Annotated in this window: 17 protein-coding genes; 6 read left to right on the top strand and 11 right to left on the bottom strand. The window is 64.7% G+C overall.

What is annotated here, in order from left to right:
- The first annotated feature begins 135 nt into the window (after nt 1-135).
- A complete protein-coding gene (locus tag QUE25_RS02955) occupies nt 136-2184 on the top strand; it encodes an FAD-binding protein (RefSeq protein ID WP_286267415.1) in 2049 nt (682 codons plus the stop codon).
- 82 nt (nt 2185-2266) lie between these two features.
- On the opposite strand, the gene QUE25_RS02950 is transcribed toward QUE25_RS02955, so the two are convergent.
- The 4 genes from QUE25_RS02950 to QUE25_RS02935 form a co-directional block, all read right to left on the bottom strand.
- Nucleotides 2267-3829, bottom strand: a complete 1563-nt coding sequence (locus tag QUE25_RS02950; protein ID WP_286267413.1) for an acyl CoA:acetate/3-ketoacid CoA transferase — start codon at nt 3827-3829, stop codon at nt 2267-2269.
- Between the two features lie 134 nt (nt 3830-3963).
- Complete coding sequence (locus QUE25_RS02945; protein ID WP_286267412.1) at nt 3964-4884, bottom strand: cytochrome b/b6 domain-containing protein; 921 nt, start codon at nt 4882-4884, stop codon at nt 3964-3966.
- 64 nt (nt 4885-4948) lie between these two features.
- Nucleotides 4949-5932, bottom strand: coding sequence for an electron transfer flavoprotein subunit alpha/FixB family protein (locus QUE25_RS02940; protein WP_286268481.1), 984 nt, complete (start codon nt 5930-5932; stop codon nt 4949-4951).
- Nucleotides 5933-5937: 5 nt separating this feature from the next.
- Nucleotides 5938-6714, bottom strand: a complete 777-nt coding sequence (locus QUE25_RS02935; RefSeq protein ID WP_286267410.1) for an electron transfer flavoprotein subunit beta/FixA family protein — start codon at nt 6712-6714, stop codon at nt 5938-5940.
- A gap of 154 nt (nt 6715-6868) precedes the next feature.
- Between QUE25_RS02935 and QUE25_RS02930 the strand changes: the two genes are divergently transcribed.
- Complete coding sequence (locus QUE25_RS02930) at nt 6869-7876, top strand: LacI family DNA-binding transcriptional regulator (RefSeq protein ID WP_286267408.1); 1008 nt, start codon at nt 6869-6871, stop codon at nt 7874-7876.
- A gap of 83 nt (nt 7877-7959) precedes the next feature.
- The gene (locus QUE25_RS02925; protein WP_286267406.1) at nt 7960-9114 is read left to right on the top strand and encodes an acyl-CoA dehydrogenase family protein; all 1155 of its coding nucleotides are present in this window, start codon (nt 7960-7962) and stop codon (nt 9112-9114) included.
- 143 nt (nt 9115-9257) lie between these two features.
- On the opposite strand, the gene QUE25_RS02920 is transcribed toward QUE25_RS02925, so the two are convergent.
- Entirely contained in the window at nt 9258-10319 is a 1062-nt protein-coding gene (locus QUE25_RS02920; RefSeq protein ID WP_286267404.1) for a VanZ family protein, read from the bottom strand.
- A gap of 46 nt (nt 10320-10365) precedes the next feature.
- On the bottom strand, nt 10366-10995 hold the full coding sequence (locus tag QUE25_RS02915; protein WP_286267403.1) for a TetR/AcrR family transcriptional regulator: 630 nt from the start codon (nt 10993-10995) through the stop codon (nt 10366-10368).
- Nucleotides 10996-11142: 147 nt separating this feature from the next.
- Between QUE25_RS02915 and QUE25_RS02910 the strand changes: the two genes are divergently transcribed.
- Entirely contained in the window at nt 11143-12813 is a 1671-nt protein-coding gene (locus QUE25_RS02910; protein WP_286267401.1) for an oleate hydratase, read from the top strand.
- Nucleotides 12814-12827: 14 nt separating this feature from the next.
- Here QUE25_RS02910 and cls read toward each other — a convergent pair whose 3' ends face one another.
- On the bottom strand, nt 12828-14309 hold the full coding sequence (gene cls / locus QUE25_RS02905) for a cardiolipin synthase (RefSeq protein WP_286267400.1): 1482 nt from the start codon (nt 14307-14309) through the stop codon (nt 12828-12830).
- Between the two features lie 186 nt (nt 14310-14495).
- Between cls and QUE25_RS02900 the strand changes: the two genes are divergently transcribed.
- Nucleotides 14496-15980 carry a glycoside hydrolase family 32 protein gene (locus QUE25_RS02900; RefSeq protein ID WP_286267398.1) on the top strand — a complete coding sequence of 495 codons (1485 nt, stop codon included), beginning with the start codon at nt 14496-14498 and terminating at the stop codon, nt 15978-15980.
- A gap of 117 nt (nt 15981-16097) precedes the next feature.
- Nucleotides 16098-18083, top strand: coding sequence for a sucrose-specific PTS transporter subunit IIBC (locus QUE25_RS02895; RefSeq protein WP_286267396.1), 1986 nt, complete (start codon nt 16098-16100; stop codon nt 18081-18083).
- 143 nt (nt 18084-18226) lie between these two features.
- On the opposite strand, the gene QUE25_RS02890 is transcribed toward QUE25_RS02895, so the two are convergent.
- The 4 genes from QUE25_RS02890 to sucB form a co-directional block, all read right to left on the bottom strand.
- Nucleotides 18227-19234, bottom strand: a complete 1008-nt coding sequence (locus QUE25_RS02890) for a LacI family DNA-binding transcriptional regulator (protein ID WP_286267394.1) — start codon at nt 19232-19234, stop codon at nt 18227-18229.
- 78 nt (nt 19235-19312) lie between these two features.
- Nucleotides 19313-21109: an ABC-F family ATP-binding cassette domain-containing protein gene (locus QUE25_RS02885; RefSeq protein WP_286267392.1), complete on the bottom strand. Its 1797-nt coding sequence runs from the start codon at nt 21107-21109 to the stop codon at nt 19313-19315.
- Between the two features lie 4 nt (nt 21110-21113).
- Nucleotides 21114-21881 (bottom strand): DUF4191 domain-containing protein, encoded by a 768-nt coding sequence (locus QUE25_RS02880; protein ID WP_286267391.1) that lies wholly within the window; start codon nt 21879-21881, stop codon nt 21114-21116.
- 157 nt (nt 21882-22038) lie between these two features.
- On the bottom strand, nt 22039-23760 hold the full coding sequence (sucB, locus tag QUE25_RS02875; protein ID WP_286267389.1) for a 2-oxoglutarate dehydrogenase, E2 component, dihydrolipoamide succinyltransferase: 1722 nt from the start codon (nt 23758-23760) through the stop codon (nt 22039-22041).
- Between the last annotated feature and the right edge of the window lie 81 nt (nt 23761-23841).

The following is a 23841-nucleotide window of genomic DNA, read 5'->3' as shown; positions in this document are numbered from 1 at the left end:
GCACAGTACGTCGCCAGATGTCGTATGGCGAGTCGTGGCCATGGAGAGCCACGGCATTCCTGACAGGGCCCTCCAGGAGGGCCAGGATGGTATCTTGCGCGTGTTCAACTGGCCAGCGTTGGAGGAAGTGAGACTGTGGCGAATATCGAAACACATATTCTCGAGGTTCTCGAGAGGCTCGAACTCGATGTCCTCACGACCAATACGGTCGTTGTCGGAACAGGTTCGGCAGGCTTCTGCGCCGCCACCCGGCTTGTCGAATTCGGTCAGGACGATGTCGTCATCGTGACCGACAAGACCAAGGCGGGTACCTCTCGTAACGCGGGCTCGGACAAGCAGACCTATTACAAGCTGACGCTGGCGGGCTCGGAGCCGGACTCGGTGCGCGAGATGGCCAGCACGCTGTTCGCCGGCGGTGCGATGGACGGTGACAACGCGCTTGCCGAGGCGGCGCTGTCGGCAAGGACCTTCTTGCACCTGTGCGATATCGGCGTCCCATTCCCTCGCAATGAGTACGGCGAGTTCGTAGGTTACAAGACCGATCATGATCCGCGGCAGCGGGCCACCTCCGTGGGCCCGTATACCTCGCGTTCCATGGTCGAAGCGCTGGAGAAGAAGGCGCAGGAGCAGGGCATCCCGGTCATCTCGGAATGCCGCGTGGTCGATCTGATCGTGGACGATGACAAGGTGATCGGCCTCCTGGTGCTCAGGCGCGATCGCGACTGGGACGCTGCAAACCCCCCGCTGCTTCTCATCCGTTGCACGAATGTGGTTTACGCCACCGGCGGCCCGGCGATGCTCTACGCAAACAGCGTCTTCCCGCATGGCCAGTGGGGTGCCTCGGGCGCGGGCTACCGGGCGGGTGTGGTCGGCAAGAACGTCACCGAGTGGCAGTTCGGCCTGGCTTCCCTGCGTCCGAGATGGAATGTGTCGGGCACCTATATGCAGGTCGTGCCCCGGTTCATCTCCACCGAGCCGGACGGCAGCGACCCGCGGGAGTTCTTGCTGGACGCGATCCCCGATCGGGGGCGGCTCGCTTCGCTGATCTTCCTGAAGGGGTACCAGTGGCCCTTCGACATCCGCAAGGCTCGTGACGGCTCATCGGTCATCGATCTGCTGGTCTACCGCGAGACTCAGCTGCGTGGTCGCCGGGTCTATTTGGACTTCATGTACAACATTGCGGACGAGCCCTTCGACCCCGATCAGCTGGAGCCGGAAGCACGCACCTACCTGGAGCGCGCCGGCGCCCTGCAGAACAGCCCGATCGAGCGGCTGATCCACATGAACCGGCCGGCCTATGACTTCTACTTGGAGAAGGGCCCCAGGGTCGATCTGGCCACCGAGCTGCTGGAGGTGGACGTCTGCGCCCAGCACAACAACGGCGGATTCGCGGTCGACTCGTGGTGGCGTTCCAATCTGGAAGGTTTCTTCCCGGTCGGTGAGGCCGCCGGTTCTCACGGCGTCTACCGGCCCGGCGGCTCGGCGCTGAACAGTGGCCAGGTGGGCGCCACCCGCGCGGCCGAGTACATCGCCAAGCGTCGTGCGCAGGCCCCTTCGGAGGACTCGGCGTCCTTCGTGAACGCCGCCCGCGGCCCGGTCGGCGAGGCGCTCGGCCTGGTCAATGCCGCTGCCGTCAATGCGGCCGAGGGCGTGGAGCTCACCTCCCTGGATCTGCTGCAGCAGCTTGCCGAACTCATGAGTGCCGACGCGGGTCCGGTGCGCTCTGCTACCTCCATCGACCAGGCGAGCGTCACGATCGGGCAATGGTTGGCCGATCTGCCGCGGATCGTCTCCGCTGATCCGGATTCCCGCCGGCTGGTCGACCGGCTCTTCCTCCTCCGCGATGCCCTGACAACGGCATTCGTCTACACCTCGGCGATGAGCGACTTCGTCCACAAGGACGCGGGCTCGCGCGGTTCGGTGCTCTACTCCGATCCTGCCGGTGCCTTCCCGGTCGAGGGAGATCTGGACCAGGTGGTTTCTGCCGCCGATGATTCCGAGCTGTTCAGATTCCGGTTGTCGGGCACGGACTTGGACTCCACCACGCAAGAGGTGCGCCTGGCGGGGTCCGGCGAATCGCCCGAGGTGGAGATCAGCTGGCGCGATGTGCGGCCCATACCGGCCGATGACGACTTCTTCGAGAACGTCTGGCGGCGCTACCGGGAGACCGGGGGAGTGAGCTGACTCCGGCGTTCGAATGAGCTGAACGTCGGCGCGGGACCGGCACCTGGAGGGAAGGTGCCGGTCCCGCTTTTTTGCAGGCCGATCAGCGAAGGGCCTCGGCTTGGTGAGCCAGGCCCATGAGCCCTTCGTCGAAGATCCGCGGGTCCATAAGCTTGAGGTCGGCTCGGATGAGCGGGAGGAAGCCCATCTGGTCGAGAATGTCGGTCTGCAGGTCGACGCCCGGAGCAATCTCCGCCAGTTCCAATCCGGTACTGCCCAGCCGGAAGACGCAGCGTTCGGTGACGTACCACACTGTCTGTTCTTCGTCGAGGGCGTGTTGTCCGGAGAAGGTCACATGCTCGACGCGTTTGACGAACTTGCGTGAATGACCTTCGTGAAGGATTCGCAGTTCACCGTCGACGATGCTCGTCTTGAGGCCGCCGGCGGTGAAGGTGCCGCAGAAGATGCAGGTGCCCGCCGATTGCGAGATGTCGATGAAGCCGCCGCAGCCTGCGATCGTGGTGCCGAATCGGGACACGTTGACATTGCCTCGCTCGTCGACCTGAGCCAGCCCCAGGCAGGTGAGATCCAATCCACCACCGGAATAGAAATCGAACTGACTAGGAGAATCGACAAAGGCGCTGGCGTTGTAGGCGGCACCGAAGATGTCGCCCGATGCCGGGGTCCCGCCCACCAAACCCTGCTCGATAGTGGCCGTGAGCGTATTCGTGATGCCCTCCTCGGAGCACACCGAGGCGACTCCATCGGGCATCCCGTAGCCGAGATTGAAGATCATCCCCGGCTTGACCTCCATCGCGGCGCGCCGCGCGATGACCTTGCGCTGGGTCAGCGGCATGGCCGGCAGCGAACCTATCGGCTTTCGTTGCCGACCGCACAGGGCGGGATCGTAGCGGCCCTCGCTCGTCTGCCATTGATCGGGATCGACGACCACGATATCGACGAGCATGCCGGGAATCTTGACCAGCTGCGGATCCAGCGACCCGCGCTCGGCGACATGGTGCACCTGAGCGATCACGATGCCCCCGCAATTGTGAGCGGCCTGGGCGATGGCTTGGGCCTCGAGGAATGCGACTTCTTCTTCGAATGTGATGTTGCCGTCCTCATCGGCGGTCGTGCCCCGCACGATGCCGACATCCACCTGCCACGGCCGGTAATGCAGCCAGGTTTGGCCGTCGATCTCGATCAGGCGGACGAGATCGTTGGGCGTGGCCAGGTTGAGCCGTCCGCCGTCGATGCGCGGATCGGCGTAGGTGCCCAAGCCGGTCTTGGTGATCAATCCCGGACGTTTGGCGGCGATCTCACGATACTGGGAGACGATCACGCCCAGAGGCAGGTTATACGCCTGAATCTTGCCTTCGGCCGCCAGCTGCTGCATCCGGGGGGACCATCCCCAATGGCCTCCGATGACGCGTTTGACCATGCCCTCATGGGCGAATCGGGACATGCCCTCGACGGCCTTGTCCCCGATCCCGGTGGAATGCGACAGGCTGAGATCGCGAGGAGAGCCGGTGGCCAGGAAGCGCTCTTCGATGCAGCGGTAGACCATCCGGGGTTCCAATACCGCTCCGCCGTTTCCGAGCAGGGCGATGGAATCGCCGTCCTTGATGTACTCGGCGGCCTGCGGGCCACTGAGGAACTGCACCATGTACTACTCCTTTGTCTTGCTGAGATTGACAGCGTCGTCCGGCAGCAGGACAGGCCACGCTGCCTTGGCTCCAGCCGGTCCGGTCGGACGACGTCTGGGCCAGGCGGCGTGGCCTGTGGTCGGCGGGGTGTGGGTCAGCGTGCGGTGACCTTTCCGCCGATCGAGGCGATCGGTTGCAGGAACATCGGACGGGCGAGCACCCAGCCGATCACAACGACCACCATGGATGCTGCGAAGTACCAGAATCCCGTCCAGCTGACGTCGTCGGTCCCGGTATACATGTGATTCAGGTTGCGCAGCGCGCCGGTAGCCATGACCAGCGTCACGTGCACCACGATGAACAAGAGGTAATACACCATTACACCGACGTGGATCTTCCGGGTCACCTCGAGCGGCAGGAGCTTTCCTGCCCGGGTCCAACGCGTTGACCACGATGGCGACATCCGGAAGCCGCTGATGAGGCTCAACGGTGCGGCGATGAAGATCGTGATGAAGTAGGTCAGCAGCTGCAGCGCGTTGTAGTGGGCCCAGCTGTGTTCGGTGGGCCAGTCGAGCGACAGGTACTGCAGGCCTACGGACACCGCGTTGGGGAAGACATCCCAGTTGGTCGGCACCACCCTCATCCACTGGCCGGTGACGAACAGCAAGATGATGAAGATAACCCCATTCAGCACCCAGAAGACATCGAAGGCGAGGTGAATCCACAGGTTGAAGCTGATCTTCGTCGGCTCTCCCGCGGTCTTGATGAACTTCGTGTTGTCGCGGGTCCAAAACGCCTTGGGACGCTGAGTCGTGCGGACCAGCCACCCCGCCCGGATGATCATGATCATGAAGAACATGTTCAGGAAGTGCTGCCATCGCAGCCATCCGGGCAGGCCTACCGGAGAAGACTCCGGAGCAGTGGCGACCCCCGGATAGCGCTCGATGAACGCTGCAACCGTGGGCAGGCTGATCAAGAAGCGGGCGAGCAGCACCGCAAGCGCAAGGGCGGCCACAGCGGCGACCGACCAGATAGTGACCTTGCGCCAGCTGACACCTTCAGGCAAGACAGCCATGACAGTCCCTCAAATTCTTGTCTCGGAGCGGAAATACCGGATATGACGTGGGCACATGCGCCGGTCAGTCGCCCTGGGACGCGTTCCGCGCGCTGACCTGGCTGATGAGTTCGGGCAGGATGGTCCGCAGATCGCCGACCACGCCGAGATCGGCGACCTCGAAGATGGGAGCATCGGCGTCCTTGTTGATCGCGATGATCGTCTTCGCGGACTGCATGCCGGCCAGGTGCTGCATGGCACCGGAGATGCCCAGCGCGATGTACACGTCGGGTGTCACGGTCACGCCGGTCTGCCCGACCTGAAGCCGGTGGTCGCAGTAGCCGGAGTCGACGGCTGCACGCGAGGCGCCAACGGCGGCGCCGAGCGAATCGGCGAGCTGCTCGACCAGCTGGAAGCCCTGGGCCGACCCGAGCCCACGTCCACCGGACACGACCACCTTGGCGGTCTGCAGATTCGGCCGGTCGGAGCTGGCCTGCACGTGGTTGCGAGCAGTGACGCGAGCGGAACGGGCCGAGACCGGCTGGGGCGCCAGATCCACGATCGCCGGGGAAGCCACGGCGGGGGCGGCAGCGTCGCGGACCGTCAGGGTCACGCCGATGACCGGGATGCCCGCAGCGCCGGCAGTGGAGGTGATCGTGTAGTCGCCGCCGAGCACCACCTGAGTAGCGACCAGCTGGCCGTCCACTCGCTGCACGTCGCTGGCGTCGGTGATCAGGCCCGATCCGAGCCGGACGGCCAGCCGTGCGCCGGCTTCCCGAGCCTCGAGGCTTGCCGGCAGAATCACTGCGCCCACCTCGCCGGCCGCGGATACGGCCGCCTGCAGCGCATCGACCAGCGGCGTGACCAGGACATCGTCAGCGGTGGCAACGTAGACCCGGGATGCTCCGAGCGCGCCCAGCTTCGCGGCCAGCGGTGCTGCGTCTGCGGCCGAGTTGACGACCAGGACTGCGGCCGCTTCGCCGAGTTCGCTGGCGACGCTCAGGGCAGGTCCGACAGTGGGGTTGATCTCTCCGGCAGCGTGTTCGGCCGGGACAAGAATGATAGACATGGCGCTCACTTCCCGATGATTTGGAGATTGGCGAGGTAGTCGGTGATCTGCTGGGCGGCGGTGCCGTCATCGGTGATGGTGTGGCCCTTACCGCGGGGCGGCTTCGGCGTCACGGAAGTGATCGTCCAGCCGCCGCCGGCAAGCGAGGAGGCATCGAGACCGAGATCGGACAGCTGCAGAGTGCGGCGAGGCTTGCGCTTGGCCGTCATGATGCCCTTGAAGCCCGGCACCTTCGGCTCGGCGATCTTTTCGGTGACCGATACCACGGCGGGCAGATCAGCGGTGAGTTCGTAGCTGACGTCGCCACCGTCTCGGGTGGCGGTGATGGTCTGCCCGGCGACGCTCGCAGCCGTGACATAGGTGAGGTGGGGGACACCGAGGCGCTCGGCCAGCATGGCGGGCACGGCGCCGGTGCTGCCATCGGTGGACGCGTCGCCTGCGACGACCAAGTCGAATCCGATCTGCTTGATCGCGGCCGCCAGCACGGCGGAACTCGCAATCGCATCTGGGCCCGGCTGCGCATCGTCGATGATGTGCACGGCCTCGTTCGCGCCGATGGCGAGCGCTGCGCGCAGGCTCTCGGTGGCCGCCTTGGGCCCCATCGTGAGCGCAATCACCTCGCCACCTGCGGCGTTGCGCAGATCAAGAGCCCAGGTCAGCGCCCGGGAGTTGATCTCATCCAGGACATTGTCCCCGGACATGTCGATGGCCCCAGTCGCGGTGTCCAGGTGACGGGGTAGCTCGGTGTCGGGAACATGCTTCACCAGCACTATCGTTCTCATGGCTCTCCTCGGTTGGCGCTCACATCCTTGAGAAAGCGCTTTCTGAAACGAGATTAGCTGGAATTCTGAGCTTGCGCAAGACGGCCAGCATCGATGCCGAAGCAGTTACAGTTTGTCGCGGATGTAGCGTGTCGAATCAGGTGGAGGGAGTGTAATGGTCAGGCAGGTCACCATTGGCGACGTCGCGAAGGAGGCCGGAGTGTCCATCGCGACCGTGTCGCGTGTCCTCAATGGTCAGTCCACCGTCAACCAGGCCATGGTGGACGATGTCCGGGCTGCGGCCGGTCGTCTGGGCTATCGGCCGAATGCTGCTGCCAGGGGTCTGGCCTCGGGCGCGTACCGGGTGATCGGCGTGGTCGTTCCCGACCTGCGCAACCCGTATTTCACCGACATCTTGGAATCGATCGTCGCGCAGAGCAAAGGCGACGGATATCGAGTTCTCGTCTCCGATTCCGGCGGTGACGTCAAGGAAGAACTCGATGCCTGCCGGCGTCTGCGCACCAGCGTCGATGGTCTGATTCTGGTTTCGCCGCGGATGCCTGGTGACGACCTTCGGGCGCTGTCCGCGGATGGGTTCCCCATGGTGCTGATCAATCGGCAGGAACCGAGCATCGCGTTGCCCATGGCGCTTGCGGACACCCGCTCGGCGACCTTGGAGCTGTGCCGGCATCTGAGTGGTCTCGGTCACTCGCGGGTTGTGTATATGGCGGGTTCGGCCTTGTCGTGGCAGAATCGCGAACGACTACGCGGGATCCACGACGCGCGGGAGTTCGGCTTCGAGGCGGCAGTCGTGGAGGGAGAGCCCACCATCGAGGCCGGCTATCGCGCCGCCTCGGCCGCTCTGGATTTCGAGCCGACCGCAATCATGGCCTACAACGATTTGGCGGCCCTGGGGGTCATCGCCCGGCTCCGGGAAATCGGATTCAAGGTGCCGAATGACATCTCGGTGACCGGATTCGACGATATCGAGATGGCGCGATATGTCCGCCCGACGTTGACGACCGCGGTCAGTCTCAAGACCCAGTTGGGAGAGCACGCCTGGAATGCTCTCAGGCAGGTGCTTCGAGGTCAGCCGCCGATCGCCGCGAGCCTGATCCCCTCGCCGGTAGTGGTCCGCGAATCGACTGGGCCGGCCCTCCGAGAGGCGACGCCGATCAGCTGACATGGACTTGCGCTGAGGACCGCAGGCGGGCAAGATGTGAGAAAACGCTTTCTGGGCGTCCAATGCCAACATGGAGGTTCACAATGGACCAAGCAGACACTACGCGGAAGGAAGAACTCGCCGCGTTGACCGCTATGGTGCGGGAGTTCGCGGCCGACAACATCGCACCGATCGTGGCGGATCTCGACGAGACCGAGCGGTTCCCGGCTGAGATCTATGCACAGCTGGGTGAGCTGGGGCTGCTCGGCATCACCGTGCCGGAAGAAGACGGTGGCGTCGGTGGTTGCGTGGCCGACTACGTGACCGTGATGGAAGAGCTGGCCTATGGCTATGCCAGCGTTGCCGATCAGTGCGGGCTCGTCGAGCTCGTGAGTTCGCTGCTGGTCAAGCATGGGACCAGCGAGCAGAAGGCACGTTATCTCCCCGGGTTGCTCGCCGGCACGCAGCGCTGCAGCTATGCCCTGACCGAGGCCGACGCCGGCTCGGATCTGGGTGGCCTGAAGACCAATGCGCACCGCGACGGCAGCGACTGGATTCTCAACGGCGAGAAGATCTTCATTCACAATGCACCGATCGCCGACTTCGCCATGGTGCTCGCCTTGACCGATCCCGAAAAGCGTACCCACGGTGGCATGACGATGTTCCTGGTGCCCGTCGACACCCCAGGTGTTGAGCGTGCCTACCACGAGCACAAGATGGGCCAGCGCGCATCCCAGGTCGGCGGGTTCGTCTTCACCGATGTCCGGCTGCCTGCCGACGCGGTGCTCGGGGCCGAAGGCGCCGGCTTTGCGGCGGTCATGTCCGTTCTGGAGAAGGGCCGCCTCGGCATCGGTGCTTTGGCAAACGGGATTTCGCACGCGGCTCTGGACACTGCCACTGAGCACGCGAAGACTCGCCGCCAGTTCAAGAAGCCCATCGGCGCCTTCCAGACGATCGCGTTCACGCTGGCCGATATGGCGACCGACTACCGCGCCGCTCGCCTGCTGCTCGACGCGGGCGCCGAGCTGCTCGACACCGGACAGGACGCCGGCACCGCCTGCTCGATGGCCAAGCTGTTTGCCAGTGAGGCTGCGATCCGCAATACCGGCAAGGCGGTTCAGATCCTCGGTGGCTCCGGCTACATCCGCGGCGTCGTTGCCGAGCGTCTCTACCGTGATGCTCGCATCACCACCATCTACGAGGGCACCAGCGAGGTGCAGCGCCTGATCATCAGCAGGAGCCTGCTCGGCAGGCTGTGAGTCCGGTCTCCTTACCGCGCTGATGCCGGCGGCACCGCCATGGGACGGGGCCGCCGGCATCAGCCTTATCCGGCTATCTGTGCAGGGCCGCCGGCCGGTGGGTCACTGCGTGCTGCTCCGGGACGACCCGGTCGGGGTGTTGCTCAGAGGGGATCGTGGCTGGGAGCCCGCGAATCCACTGGCCGCATCCGGGCCACGATGCCGGGTAGTCCTCCGCGATCCGTGGTCGCCAGGAGGGCGACGATGCCGGCCGCCGCGAAGACCCAATCCAGGGGCGAGGCGAACGCGACGAGCAACTGCCAGCCGCCGACTCCGCACAGATAGCGCAGCAGACGGGCGAGAAGTCGCGGACGGATTCGGCTCTGCCAGCAGATGAGCACTGCCAGATCGCCCGCACTTCGTCCGGTGGCCAGTGTGAGCGCTGCCGTCAGGACCAGGGGGACTGCCACTGTGACTGCCGATGTCACGCTCTGATTGAGATCGGTGGCCGGGATCGCGAGCACATACAGCTGCCAAGCATTCGAGATCACGCCGGCAAGTGCGCTGGTGAGCCAGACGACCATCGCATCGCACAGCATGCCCAGCAGGCGCCGCCAGACGGTAATCGGTGTCGGCTTGCCCGGCAGGACGGTCGCATCGCGACGGGCGAGCCAGGGGCGCAGCGCCAGGGAGCACAGCCCGCCGAGCAGGGCTCCCGCGGTATTGGCGAGTAGGTCATCGACATCGAAGATCCGGTACGCGCAGGGGTAGATGCCCCAGACGCCGGTCAACTGCGTGGTCTCGATGAGCAGCGAGATCACAAATCCGATGGCTGTGGTCGCCACGACTCCGCGGCGCAGTGTGAATCTGAGAAAGAAACCGAGCGGGAAGAACAGCAGCACATTGAGCGCCACCTGCATGATCGCTGGATTCCGGAGGATCTCGCCGATCGATCCGATCGGATAGCCGAGGACATCGTCGATGAACTGGAGCGGGCGCAGCTGCTTCGGCGCGCAGCGGATCTCCTCCGGCACCGGCAGCGGCAAAAGGGTATAGGTCCACAGCGCCAGCCCGTAGACCAGAAAGCCCGCCCACACCACGGTCTGCGTCACGGTCAGCCGTCCCTGGCGGCGGTATTGAATCGCGACGAACGGGACGAACAACAGCACCCCGGCAAGGATGCCGAGCAGGATCGCCATCAGGGCGGGTAGCAGCTGGCCGGTCACGGGAGCCCACGATACACAGCGACCGGGCGCCGGACTGTCGTGCAGATCAACTGTCCAGAAGCGGGCCGACCAGCAAATTCACCGACCGTTCGACGCTCGATTCCAGATCGGCGATGCTCGCATGTCCGATACCGACCTTGACGAGGTCGAGATACAAGACGGCATAGATGATGTGTGCGATATCGCCGAGCTGTGCGGAGGGGTCGCGGGGGAGCGCCTGGTGCAGCTGCAGGACCTCGAGGATGGCCTCTTCGACGCGCGAGACGCTCGCGGTGGCTGAATCGCGGTGCTCGGCGCTGCCGAAAAGCGCCTCGCGTTCATAGGCGATCATGTTCTCGGGATGAGTCATGGACTCTTCGCTGAGCGGACGCAGGATGGCCAGAATCGACTCGGTGATCGTCCGGCCACCTTTGGCCTCGGCGAGACCCGCCTCGATGCCTTCGGCGAGCCGGTCATTCATCACCGAAACCAGCAACTCGGCCTTCGACCCGGCATAACGGAACAGGGTGCCCACTCCGACATCGGCCGCTGCGGCGATCTCCGAGGTGGTCACAGCGGCATAGCCCTTCTCGGCGAACAGCCGGGCGGCCGCGTCCAGGATTCTGCTCTGCTTCGCTGTCTTCTTGCGCTCACGTAATGAGCGCACCGGCGCCGAGGACAGCTCCTGCGCATCCATCATCTCACCTCGTTCTTCCGCAGGGGTTTCCCCGAAAGATCCCTATGTGCGGCATAGTAGCATTTCGGACTGCACTCTAAATAGAGTACAGTCAGTTTTGTTAGTCCGCAAAGGACGTCGCTGCTAGTGAAAGTTGAGACAACTCGCATGACTCGCAACGCATACATGATCGGGACGGGGATCGGGAACCTCGCGGCCGCTGTCTACTTGATTCGCGACGGTGGCTGGGACGGCCACCAGATCACGATGCTGGGGCTCGATACCCACGGCGCGAACGATGGCGCCGCGACCAAGGACTTCGAAACGGAATACGGCTATGGCCCACTGAGCAATTCCCGGGGCTACCTCAACCGCGGTGGGCGCATGCTCAACGAGGAGACCTACGAGAACTTCTGGGATGTCCTGGGCAGCGTGCCCTCGCTTGACCACCCCGGCAAATCGGTCACCGAGGAGATTCTTGATTTTGACCATGCCCATCCGACCAAGGACATCGGTCGGCTGATTGACTCGAACGGGCTGCGGGTGAGCGGACCGAACGGATACCGGCACATGCAGTTCACCAACAAGCAGCGCTATCTGCTGACCAAGCTCATGATGCTGCCCGAGTCGCGCGAGCATGAACTCGACGACATCTCGATTCGCGAGTGGTTCGCCGAGACCCCGGAGTTCTTCGAGACGAACTTCTGGTGGATGTGGCAGACCACGTTCGCGTTCAAGGATGTCTCCTCGGTAGCCGAACTGCGCCGCTACATGAACCGGATGATCCTGGAGTTCTCGCGGATCAACACGCTGGAAGGCGTCACCCGAACCCCGTACAACCAGTACGAATCGGTCATCTTGCCGATGCGCAGCTACCTGCAGGGACAGGGTGTCACTTTCATCAACAACCGGAAGGTGACCGAGTTCGTCTTCGCCGACACCCCGCTGCGCGACGACATCATCGTGACCGGCCTCAAGTACGTCGAGGTCCACAACGCCGACGCCGAGGCCATGATCGAGGTCGGCCCCGACGATCTGGTCTTCGACACCAATGGCTCGATCACCGATTCCACCTCGATCGGCGATCTGGACACCGCAATCGTCGAGGACCAGCGGTATGCACCGTCGGCTCTGCTGTGGAAGCAGGCCGCGGAGCGCTTCTACAATCTGGGCAACCCCGACAAGTTCTTCAACGATCGCACTCAGTCGGAGTGGACGAGCTTCACCGTCACGACCTCCGACCACCGGCTGATCAACGAGATCTCCCGGTTGACCCGGCAGCTGCCCGGCAATGCGCTGAATACCTTCGTCGACTCGACTCCGCTGATCTCGCTGGTCGTGCATCACCAGCCGCACTACCATGCGCAGAAGCCGGAGGAAGGCGTCTTCTGGGGCTACGCGCTGTACCCGCGCCGCCACGGCGACTTCATCGACAAGCCGTTCATCGAGATGACCGGGCGGGAGATGCTGCTGGAGACCCTCGGACATCTGGGGCGCATCGACACCACGGCTGATCCGATCTCGAACCGCACCGATGAGTTGATGGCGACGGTCGTCAATGTGGTGCCGGCCCACATGCCGTACGCGTCAGCCTTGTTCAACCAGCGCACGACGCTCGATCGTCCGCTCGTCGTACCGGCCGGCTCCAAGAACCTGGCCTTCATCAGCCAGTTCGCCGAGATGCCGTTCGACATGGTCTTCACCGAGCAGTACTCGGTGCGCTGCGCACAGGTCGCCGTCTACACACTGCTCGGACTCGATCTGCCGCTGACCAAGCTTCACCACTACGAGAAGGATCCACGGGTGCTCGCCAAGGCCACCCGCGTGATGTTCCGCTGAGCCGATCGACGCGCCTACTGCAGGGCGGAGGTGAGCCGGGCCAGGCCGTCCAGCACCTTTCCGCCCAGCGGTCGGCGCGCCCATTCGTCCGCGTCGAGACGAAAGCTCTGCGCCCGGTAGTGGTCTTCGACGATGCGCATGCGGTCGGTGAACTCGCGGCTGCTGACCAGTACCGACACCTCCATGTTCAGGCTGAACGACCGGATGTCCATATTGCTCGACCCGATCACGGCGATGTCGTCGTCGATGGTGAAGTGCTTGGAGTGCAGGACGGTTGGCGCGCGGTAGAGCCAGATCGCCACGCCGGCATCGAGAAGTTCGGCGTAGTACGAGCGCTGCGCGTGGGCCACCAGGAGCTGATCGGCGATCTCCGAGACGAACAGCTCGACATCGAGGCCGCGTGAGGCCGCGGTGACCAGTGCCATCATCGTCGACTCGTCGGGGACGAAATATGGGCTGGTGATGCTGATCCGTTTGCGGGCGTTGTGGATCAGCATGATGAACAACTTGAGGTTGTTGTCGTTCTCGAAGCTCGGGCCGCTCGGAATGACCTGCGCATCGACGCTTCGGACCAGCTCGGCGCTGCCCGAGCCCGAGGGTGCGTCTTCGGATGCGCCGGACGCGTGGGTTTCCAAGGACAGCAGCTCTTCGGTCTCGGAATACCAGTCGGTGACGAAGACGGCGTCGAGTTCGCCGACGATCGGACCCTCCAGACGCACCATGAGTTCGAGCCAATGCAGCCCGCGCTTGACGTTCTTGGGTTTGAGGTAGGTCTCGTCGATGAGGTTCTGCGATCCGGTGTAGCCCACCCGTCCGTCCACCACCACGAGCTTGCGGTGATTGCGCAGATCGGGGCGCTGCCACTGGCCTCGCCAGGGACGCAGCGGCAACATCGGATGCCACTGCGCTCCCATCTCGCGCAGCGCCCGGATGGTCTCCTTTCGCCGGGGGAACATCAGCCCCGAGACAAAATCCGACAGCACCCGGACGGCGACGCCGCGCTCAACTGCGCGGGCGAGCGCATCGAACAGCGGGCGCGTGGTCTGATCGCGGACGAGGATGTAGAACTCGACGTGGACGAACTCCTGCGCCGCATCGATGTCGGCGATCATCGCATCGAGGGAACCCTGGTAGTCCTCGATGAGGATCGTGCTGCTGCCGGTCACCATGGGCAGCGCGCCCAGCCGCTGGTTGAGCACGACGGCGGTATCGAGCCAATCAGGGACGCCCGGCCCGGCGACGTGGTCCGACACGCCGGAGCGCTCGAGCATCCGGGTGCTCACCGCGCGCTGCTTGTCGCGGCGCGCTTTGGGAAGCCTGCCGAAGCCGACCAGGAAGAAGGCGACCGCGCCCAGAATCGGGATGAACACGATCGTCAGGATCCAGGCGATCGCTGTGGCGGGCTTGCGTCGCAAAGAGATGACCACCGCGGCGACGAATCCGAAGATGATGTGTGCGCACAGTGCAAGCAGCCTGATGATCTCCGCCGTGGTCATTGCCGTTCCTCTTCCGCTTGCCTGTGCAGGACCCTACCGCACCTTTGATGTCGTCCTCGGCACGGCCGAGGCGGTGGTTGATCTCTGGTGGTTCACAGCCGACGGGGTTCTTGACCGGTTCGACAGGGTCGAAATGTCTCACCGATGTATGTCAATCGATTGGCAGTTTCAGCTATAGTAACCACCGTGATAGGAGTTACTGACGACTCGCCTGGTTTGCCAGTGATGCTGACCAGCACCGATCCTGATTATCCATGCTTTCACCTCGCGCCGGCGCGGGGGCGGCTGAACGATCCCAATGGCCTGGTGGTGGCCGACGGCGTCTACCACGCCTTCTTCCAGTACGGACCCGGCTTCCCGCAGGACAAGCTGGTGCACTGGGGACACGCCTCGTCCGAAGACCTGGTGCATTGGCGCCATCATCGGCCGGCGATCTATCCGGACAGCTGGTACGACCGCTGCGGCGCCTATTCCGGGGGCGCGATCGTCCACGATGGTGACGTCTGGTTTCACTACACCGGCAATGTGAAGACCGACGCCGGGGAGCGAGAAAGCTACCAGTGCCTGGTGACCAGCTCCGACCTGGTGACTTTCGTCAAGGACGCGGACAATCCGCTGATCGCCGGACCGCCGCCCGGCTACACCGCTCACTTCCGTGATCCCCAGGTGGTCGCCGAAGGCGACCACTGGCGGATGTGCATCGGTGCCCAGCGGGACGATCTCACCGGCTGTGTCCTGGTGTATCACTCGCACGATCTGCGGGCCTGGGACCTGGTGGGCGAGCTGGAGCTGCCCGACGCCGATGGCCGCTTCGACAGCTTCGGATACATGTGGGAGTGCCCGAACCTGCTGCGCATTCCCGACGAGGTCACCGGCAAGTACTGGGACGTGCTCATCTTCTGCCCTCAGGGCGTCGGACCGATCGGCGACAGTTTCCGGAACATCTTCCCTTGTGGCTACATCATCGGGGAGTGGGATGGCCGGGCCTTGCGGGGCGCCGGTGAGTTCGTGGAACTCGATCATGGTTTCGAGTTCTATGCGCCGCAGACGTTTGCCCGGGCCGGCCACGAGGACGCTGCGCCGGTGCTGCTCGGCTGGCTCGGCAATGCCTCGGAGGATGACCAGCCGTCGCTGAGTGAGCACGGCTGGGTGCACACGCTGAGTGTCCCGCGCAGGCTGACCGTGCGTGATGGCCGGCTGCGTCAGCGGATTGCCGCGCCGGACCTCGATCCGTCGAGCGCCACGACCGCACAGAGGCTGGCTGTCGCAGGCTCGACGATGCGTGACTGTGCGGTCGAGATCGCGGAGCTGACCGATCAGCGATCCTTCGTGCTCGATCTGGAGGTCGATCAGTCGGCTGCGTCCGGCTGGCAGCTGCAACTCGCGAGCGGCGCGAGCGAGGTGACCTGCCACTTCGAGAAGGGCCGGTTGACTGTCGACCGCAGCGCCACCCGCTACCCGCACGGTGGGACGAGGACGATCAGCGTGCCGGGCGATGACCGGCTGCGCGTCCAACTGGTGCATGACCGTTCCGTCACCGAACTGTTCGTCGGCGACGGCCAGGCCGTCTTCAGCCTGCGCAGCTACCTGGAGCCCGGCGAGTTCACGGTGTCCGTCGCTACCAGTGGGACGCTCGCCGTGGGTTCCGCTGCTGCGATCACCGTGAGCTGACGAGACCGATTTCGGAAGAGACGTTGACAAGTATATCAATCGATTGACATACTTCTTCCCAAGAAGCAATCCACGTGATTCATCGATGGGTGCACTGTTCGAGGAGGAACATATTCCATGGACCACGCCAGAGTCGCCCAGACCGTTCTCCAAGCGGTCGGCGGTCCCGACAACATCACAGCGGCAGCGCACTGCGCTACGCGGCTGAGGCTCGTCCTCAGAGACGATCAACTCATTGACACCGCAACCCTCGACGAGGACCCCGACATCAAGGGCACGTTCTCCGCGGGTGGCATGTTTCAGATCATCATCGGCCCAGGTGACGTCGACACCGTCTACGAGAACCTGACCAAGTCCGGCGTCCGGGAGGTGAGCAAGGACGAGGCCAAGCAAGAGGGCGGGCAGAAGTCCAACGTGGTCATCCGGTTCATCAAGGTGCTGGCCGACGTCTTCGTGCCGATTCTGCCGGCATTGATCGCCGGTGGCCTGATGATGGCGTTGAACAACGTGCTGACAGCCCCGGGGCTGGTCGGACCGCAATCGGTCGTGGAGATGGTTCCCGCCATCACCGATGTGGCGGCGATGATCAACCTGTTCGCGAGCGCACCGTTCGCATTCCTGCCCGTGCTGATCGGCTTCTCCGCCACCAAACGCTTCGGCGGCAACCCCTACCTCGGTGCTGCGATGGGCGCGGCAATGGTGATGCCTTCTTTGGTGAACGGCTGGAACGTCGCCGCCGCCGTCAACGACGGAACGATGACCTACTGGAATCTCTTCGGCTTGCAGGTCGCTCAGGCTGGCTATCAGGGCCAGGTCGTCCCGACACTGGCGATCAGCTTCCTGCTCGCCACCACCGAGAAGTGGTTGCACCGCAGGCTCAAGGGCACCGTCGATTTCTTGCTGACCCCGCTGATCACCATGATCGTGACCGGCTTCCTGGCGTTCGTCATCGTGGGCCCGCTGACCCGGTCCCTCGGCGACGGGATCACCTTCGGATTGCAGTGGCTGTATGACTCCACCGGCTTCCTGGGCGGGCTGTTGTTCGGCTTGGTTTACTCGCCGATCGTGGTCACCTGCTTGCATCAGAGCTTCCCGGCCGTCGAGCTGTCCCTGATCGCTCAGGGCGGTTCCTTCATCTTCGCGATCGCCTCGATGGCCAACGTCGCCCAAGGCGCGGCAACGCTGGCGGTCTTCCTCTGCGCTCACGAAGGCAAGCTGAAGGGCCTGGCCGGTGCATCCGCCGCCTCGGCGTTGATGGGCATCACGGAGCCCGCGATCTTCGGCGTGAACCTGCGACTGCGCTGGCCGTTCTTCATCGGTATCGGTTCGGCCGCCGTCGGAGGCGCCTTGGTCAGCATCTTCAATGTGAAGGCGATTGCGCTCGGCGCAGCCGGGCTCCTCGGCTTCGTCTCGATCAGAGCCTCGGACATCCCGATGTTCCTGGTGGCCCTCGGGGTGACCTTCGCGCTCTCGTTCGGCATCACCTTCACCTATGCCCGCTCTCGTGGCAAGGCCTCGCTCGCCGGTACCCATGTCGATGAGACTGTTGAGGAGGAGGAAGCAGAGCAGGCTGCCTCCGAAGCGGCTCTGGAGACGGCGGCGATCTCGCAGGTGCCCATCGGTGGCCCGGTCGACCTGAAGATCACGGCACCCATCAAGGGCCGGCTCGTCGGGCTGACCGACGTCAAGGATCCGACATTTGCCCGTGGACTGCTCGGCCCAGGTGCTGCAGTGGTTCCTGAGGGCGGACCCGTGGTTTCCCCGGTGGACGGAGTGGTGATCGTTGCCTTCCCGACCGGTCATGCGGTGGGCCTGCGGGCTGACAGCGGTGTGGAACTACTGATCCACATCGGCATGGACACGGTTCAACTGAAGGGCGAGCACTTCGCGTCCAAGGTCAAGGTGGGCACCCGCGTGCACCGCGGACAGGTGCTCGTGGAACCGGAATGGGACGCAATTGCTGCTGCCGGCTACGACCTCACCACCCCCGTGGTCGTCACCAACGCGCAGAAGTTCGGTGGCGTGACAGCAGCCGCTTCCCGGCCGGTTGAGGCGGGCGACGAGATGCTCGAGGTCACGCAGAAGGATCTCGCGCTGGTCTAGCAGCCAGCATCAGACGCCTCTGTCCGGCCGATGGCGAGGACTCACCTTCGGGTGTGAGCCCTCGCCATCGGCTTTTGTCCGGTCATCGGCGCGTCTTCGCTCGATCTCGCCGCCGTGTACACAGTCGGGAGTCCGGAACATGGCTAGGTCGTTCGTCCCTCGAAAAGACTGACCGGGAACTCCAGGGGTTTGATTCGCTGTTGGTCGCCCGCGCTGAACGCGTGGTTGTCGATCTGGGAAAGCAGGAGATCGGTCGCCCCGCGACAGATGAGGCGGATCGGCTGGCGCACTGTGGACAGTCCCGGCAAGGCCCGCCGGATCGCCTCGGTGCCATCGAAGCCGACCACGCGGAGCTGATCGGGGACCGCGACGCCCGATTGCGCGGCCCATTCCAGCACGGTCCCGGCCATCAGATCGTCGGTGGCGAACACCCCGTCGACGTTCGGCAACCAACGGCTGAGCCAGGCGTCGATCTGCTGGGTTCGGCGCGGCTCGGGCGTGTGAAAGTTGACGGTGCCGACGATCGGTTCGATGCCGGCCTCCGCAAGCACCGCGCGGTATCCGGCTTCGCGCATGTTCCGCGGTGACGAGGTCGATGTCAACAAGGCGGGATGCCGGCACCCGCGACGAAGCAGCAACTCCGTGGCCATGCGTCCGCCGGCTTCGTTGTCGCAGCGGACGTTGGGAATCTGCGGGGCGAGTTGCCGGTCAATGGTCACCAGGGGCAGCTTGATGTCGGCGTACTCGGGAATCGCGTCATTGTGGGCACCCGAGATGATGCCGTCCACCCTGTTGCTGATCAGTAGATCGAGGTATTCGCGCTCAAGGTCGGCCCGTCCGAGGCTGTTGCACAACAAGAGCCGGTACCCGTGTTGCTCCAGCGCATGCTCCAGCGAGACCACAACCTCGCCGAAGAAGGGCAGCGCCACGGTCGGGACGATGACCCCGATCATCTTCGTTCGCTGACCCAACAGGGCCCGGGCGACTTCATTCGGTCGGTAGTTGAGTTCCTCGATGGCCTGGGCCACCCGATCCTTGGTGCGCTGACTGAGATAGCCGCGGTTGTTCAGCACCCGGGACACGGTCGTGGGGGAGACGCCGGCCCGCGCGGCCACGTCAACCAGACTGGGCGTCTGGTTCGGTTCAGCCACTGTCCGACCTCCCTCAAGCTCTGTGCCAGTTTATCCTGCCCGCTCGCCGGGCCGGTGCCCAGTTTGATCTTGTGGGGATCAGGCGATCTGCTCCGACAGTTCGAGCCAGCGTTCCTCCAGTTGCTCGACCTCCGACTCGAGTTCTCGAACCTCATCGGCGCGTTGCTGCAGTCGCTCGTAGTCGCTCGGATCGTCCTCGGCCATCTGCTGATGGACGGCCTCAATGGTGGCCGTCAACTTGTCCAGGCGGCGCTCGATCGAGGAGATCTCCTTCTGCGCGGCGTGGCGTTGCGCGCCCGACACGGCTCCGGTGGGCTGCTCGCTGCCGGGCTGCGAGGCCACATCCGGACGATCGGTGGCGTGCGCGGCATCCTGCTCGCTACGAAGCCGGAGGTACTCGTCCACGCCACCGGGGACGTGGCGTAGGCGTCCGTCCAGAATCGCATACTGCTGATCGGTCACGCGCTCCAGCAGGTATCGGTCGTGCGAGACCACGATCAGCGTCCCCGGCCACGAATCGAGCAGGTCCTCCATGGCCGTGAGCATCTCCGAATCGACGTCATTGGTGGGTTCGTCCAGGATGATCAGGTTGGGCTCGCTCAACAGCAACAGGAGCAGCTGCAGCCGTCGCTTCTGGCCGCCGGACAGCTCGTCCACCCGAGCAGCGAGATGCTCACGGGCGAAGCCAAGGCGTTCGAGAAGTTGCGCCGGGGTGTGGTCCCTGCCGTCTATCGTGAAGGTCGTCTTGGTCTGGGCCAAGACGTCGCGGACGCGCTCGGCGCCGATTTGGGACAGCTGCGAGAACTGCTGATCGAGAGTCCCGATCCGCACCGTCTTGCCGCGCTTGACGCGTCCGCTGGTCGGCTTGAGCGCGCCGCTGATCAGTCCGAGCAGGGTCGATTTGCCGGCGCCGTTGGCGCCGAGGATGCCGGTGCGTTCACCCGGGCCGATGCGCCAGGTGACTTCTCGTAGCACTTCGTGCTCACCGAAGCGCATCCCGACGCCTTCGAGATCGACCACGTCCTTGCCGAGTCTGGCCACCGCGAGGCGCTGGAGTTCGATGGGGTTGCGGATCGGCGGCACGTCCTCGATGAGCAGGTTCGCGGCATCGATGCGGAACCGCGGCTTCGAGGTGCGTGCCGGGGCGCCCCGGCGTAACCAGGCCAGCTCCTTGCGCAGCAGGTTCTGGCGCTTGGCTTCGCTGGCGGCAGCCATCCGGTCCCGCTCGACGCGCTGCAGGACGTAAGCGGCGTAGCCGCCTTCGAACGGCTCGACGACCTCGTCATGGACCTCCCAGGTCTGGGTACAGACCTCGTCCAGGAACCAGCGATCGTGGGTGATCACCAACAGACCACCAGAATCCTTCGGCCAGCGATGTTTCAGATGGTCGGCCAGCCAGGCGATTCCCTCGACATCGAGATGGTTGGTCGGCTCGTCCAGCGCGATCAGGTCCCAGTCGCCCACCAGCAGGGCGGCCAGCGCCACCCGGCGACGCTGCCCACCGCTGAGCTCGCCGATTCGTGCCTGCCAGGGGATGTCGGAGACAAGTCCGCCGATCACGTCGCGGATCGCCGGGTCGCCGGCCCACTCATGCTCGGCACGCTCGCCGACGATGACCTGAGCCACCGCGGCAGCCGGGTCAAGATCATCACCTTGGCCCAGCACACCGAACCGGACGCCGCCGCGGCGCGTCACACGCCCGGATTGTGGTTCGATTCGCCCCGCCAGCATCCCGAGCAGCGAGGTCTTGCCGTCGCCGTTGCGGCCGACGATGCCGATGCGGTCGCCTTCGTTGATACCGAGGGTCACCGAGTCGAAGACAACGCGAGTCGGATATTCCAGATGAAGGGCTTCAGCCCCGAGAAGATGCGCCATCCGGTCAGCGGCCGCGCATTGCCTTGCGGGAGCCCTTCATGTTGGTCGGCATCGGACCCTTCGGGATCGGAATGCGCGATTTCATCGCGTCCAGAGCCTTCAGCCGGCTCTGCACCTCGGCGATCTCCACCTTGTCGAGCTTGGCCGGGAGCTTTTCGATCTGTTTCTGCACCTTCTCCATGGGTACCTGGCCGGCGCCGTCGCCCATCATGATGGTGGACACCTCAATCCCGTAAAGCACCTGCTGATGCCGTTTGACTTCGGTGTTCAGCAACGGCTTCAGACGTCCGGGATCGCCGTCGGCGACCAGCACGACACCAGGAGCGCCCACCACGCGATGGATGCAATCCTGCTGACGGGTCACCGCGATGGCCGGCTGGACGGTCCACTTCTTCTTGTTGAGCATGCTGAGCGGAACCTCGCCTGCGCCAGGTACTCCCTTGTAGCGGGTGTAGCTGGCCTTCTTGGTCCGCCAGGTGAGGGTGTAGAGGGCGGCGGTGACGCCGAGCAGTATGCCCATCACCAGACCCCAGATCCACTGACTCATTGCCAGACCCACCCCGAGGCCGACCAGGGTGGCCAGCAGGAAGGCGCCGACCAGCCAGTAGATCAGCTGGGGATCGACTTCGCGGGTGATCTTGAACGATTCGCGGATCTGCCTGAAGGTGCTCCAGTCGCGCGGATTGTCGGAGTTGCGCTTCTTCTCGCGCAGCGCCTTGGCCTCCGCCTTCTGCTTCGCAGCCAGCTCCTTGGCCCGCTCGCTCTTCGCCATGATGCTCCGTTGTTCGTCAATCAAGTAATGAGCCGGACGCACGACCGTGCAGCGTCCGGAGTTCCATGTTACCGGCTGTGTGTGGCCACGAATAAACGGACGCCCACCAGCCGAGGCTCGTGGGCGTCCGTCTTGGTCGGTCTACCGGCTACTCAGATCACAGGCCGAACTCGCCGCCGAAGGCGCCCTCCTCGAGACGGGCCTTGATCGCCGACAGGAAGCGGGCCGCCACGGCGCCGTCGATCAGCCGGTGGTCGTAGGTCAGCGAGATGTACATCATGTCGCGGATCGCGATGGTGTCGTTGCCGAACTGATCGGACACGACGACCGGGCGCTTCACCAGTGCGCCGGTACCGAGGATGCCGGAGTTCGGTTGGTTGATCACCGGGGTGTCGAACAGGGTGCCTGCCGAACCGTAGTTGGTGATGGTGAAGGTCGCGCCGGACAGCTCATCGGGACCGAGCTTGTTGTCGCGTCCACGCGCTGCCAGATCGGAGATCTGCTTGGCGATGCCACCGACGTTCAGATCGCCGGCGTTCTTGATGACCGGGACGATCAGGCCGCGCGGGGTGTCGACCGCAATGCCCAGGTGCTCGGCATCGTGGTAGACGACATTGCCACCATCGATGGACGCGTTGATGGCCGGGAAGGCCTTCAGCGCCTCGGTGGCGGCCTTCGAGATGAACGCCAGGTAGGTCAGGCCGGTGCCTTCGCGGCGACGGAACTCGTCCTTGACCTTGCCGCGCAGCTTGCTGATCGCGGTCAGGTCGACCTCGACGGTGGCAGTCAGCTGTGCAGCGGTCTGCAACGACTCGACCATGCGACCGGCAATGATCGAGCGCAGCCGGCTCATCTTCTCGGTGGTACCGCGTTTGCCGGACTCGTCGGGGGCCGGCTTCGCTGCCGGAGCGGCAGGTGCGGCCGGTGCGGGCGCCGGAGCCGGCGGCTCGGCGGCCTTACGGGCGGCTTCCTTGGCGGCTTCGGCGGCAGCCAGCACATCCTGCTTGCGGATGCGTCCGCCAACGCCGGTGCCGGTGATCGAACTCAGGTCGACACCGTTGTCGGCGGCCATCTTGCGGACCAGGGGAGTGACATACGGGCCGTCCTCGCCGGTCGCGCGCGGGGCGACAGCAGCGGGTTCGGCGGGCTTTGCGGCGGGAGCGGCCGGTGCCGCGGGAGTCGGTGCGGCCGGAGCGGCAGGTGCGGCCGGAGCGGCAGGTGCGGCCGGAGCGGCAGGTGCGGCCGGAGCGGCAGGTGCGGGTGCCGGTGCAGCGGCGGGCGAACCCACCAGGCCGAGCACGGAGCCAACGGCAGCGACCTCGTCCTCATGGACGCGGATCTCCAGCAGTACACCGGACGCCGGGGAGGGGATCTCGGTGTCGACCTTGTCGGTGCTGACCTCGAGCAGCGGCTCGTCGGCATCGACCTGCTCGCCGACCTCTTTCAGCCAGCGTGAAACGGTGCCCTCGGTCACCGACTCGCCCAGAGCCGGGAGCACGACCTCGGTGGCGTCGCCCGCCGATGCCGGCTTGCTCGTGGGAGCGGGCTCGCTGGGAGTCGGGGCTTCCTCAGCCTGCTCCACCGCACCAGGGGCCGCGGTCTGCTCGACGCCCTCGGTTGCCGGAGCGGTCGACTGCTCGGATGCATCGCCGATGACGGCCAGCACAGCGCCGACCGGGGCGACATCGTCCTCGTCGTATTTGATCTCCAGCAGGACGCCGGATGCTGGTGAGGGGATCTCCGTGTCGACCTTGTCCGTGCTGACCTCCAGCAAGGGTTCGTCGGCATCGACATGCTCGCCGACTTCCTTGAGCCAACGTGAGACGGTTCCTTCTGTGACGCTCTCTCCCAGGGCGGGCAGGGTGACTTCAGTCGACATGGGTAAGGCTCTCCTTCGAAATGCCGGTGGTACCTCTTTGTAGCCTAGCCCGATTGGCTCATCCGTGCGGTGGGCGTGAAC

It is taken from the genome of Brooklawnia propionicigenes (assembly GCF_030297015.1).
GTDB lineage: Bacteria > Actinomycetota > Actinomycetes > Propionibacteriales > Propionibacteriaceae > Brooklawnia > Brooklawnia propionicigenes.
Note: the sequence above shows the minus strand (reverse complement) of the source record. Positions and strands in the feature narration are given on the sequence as shown.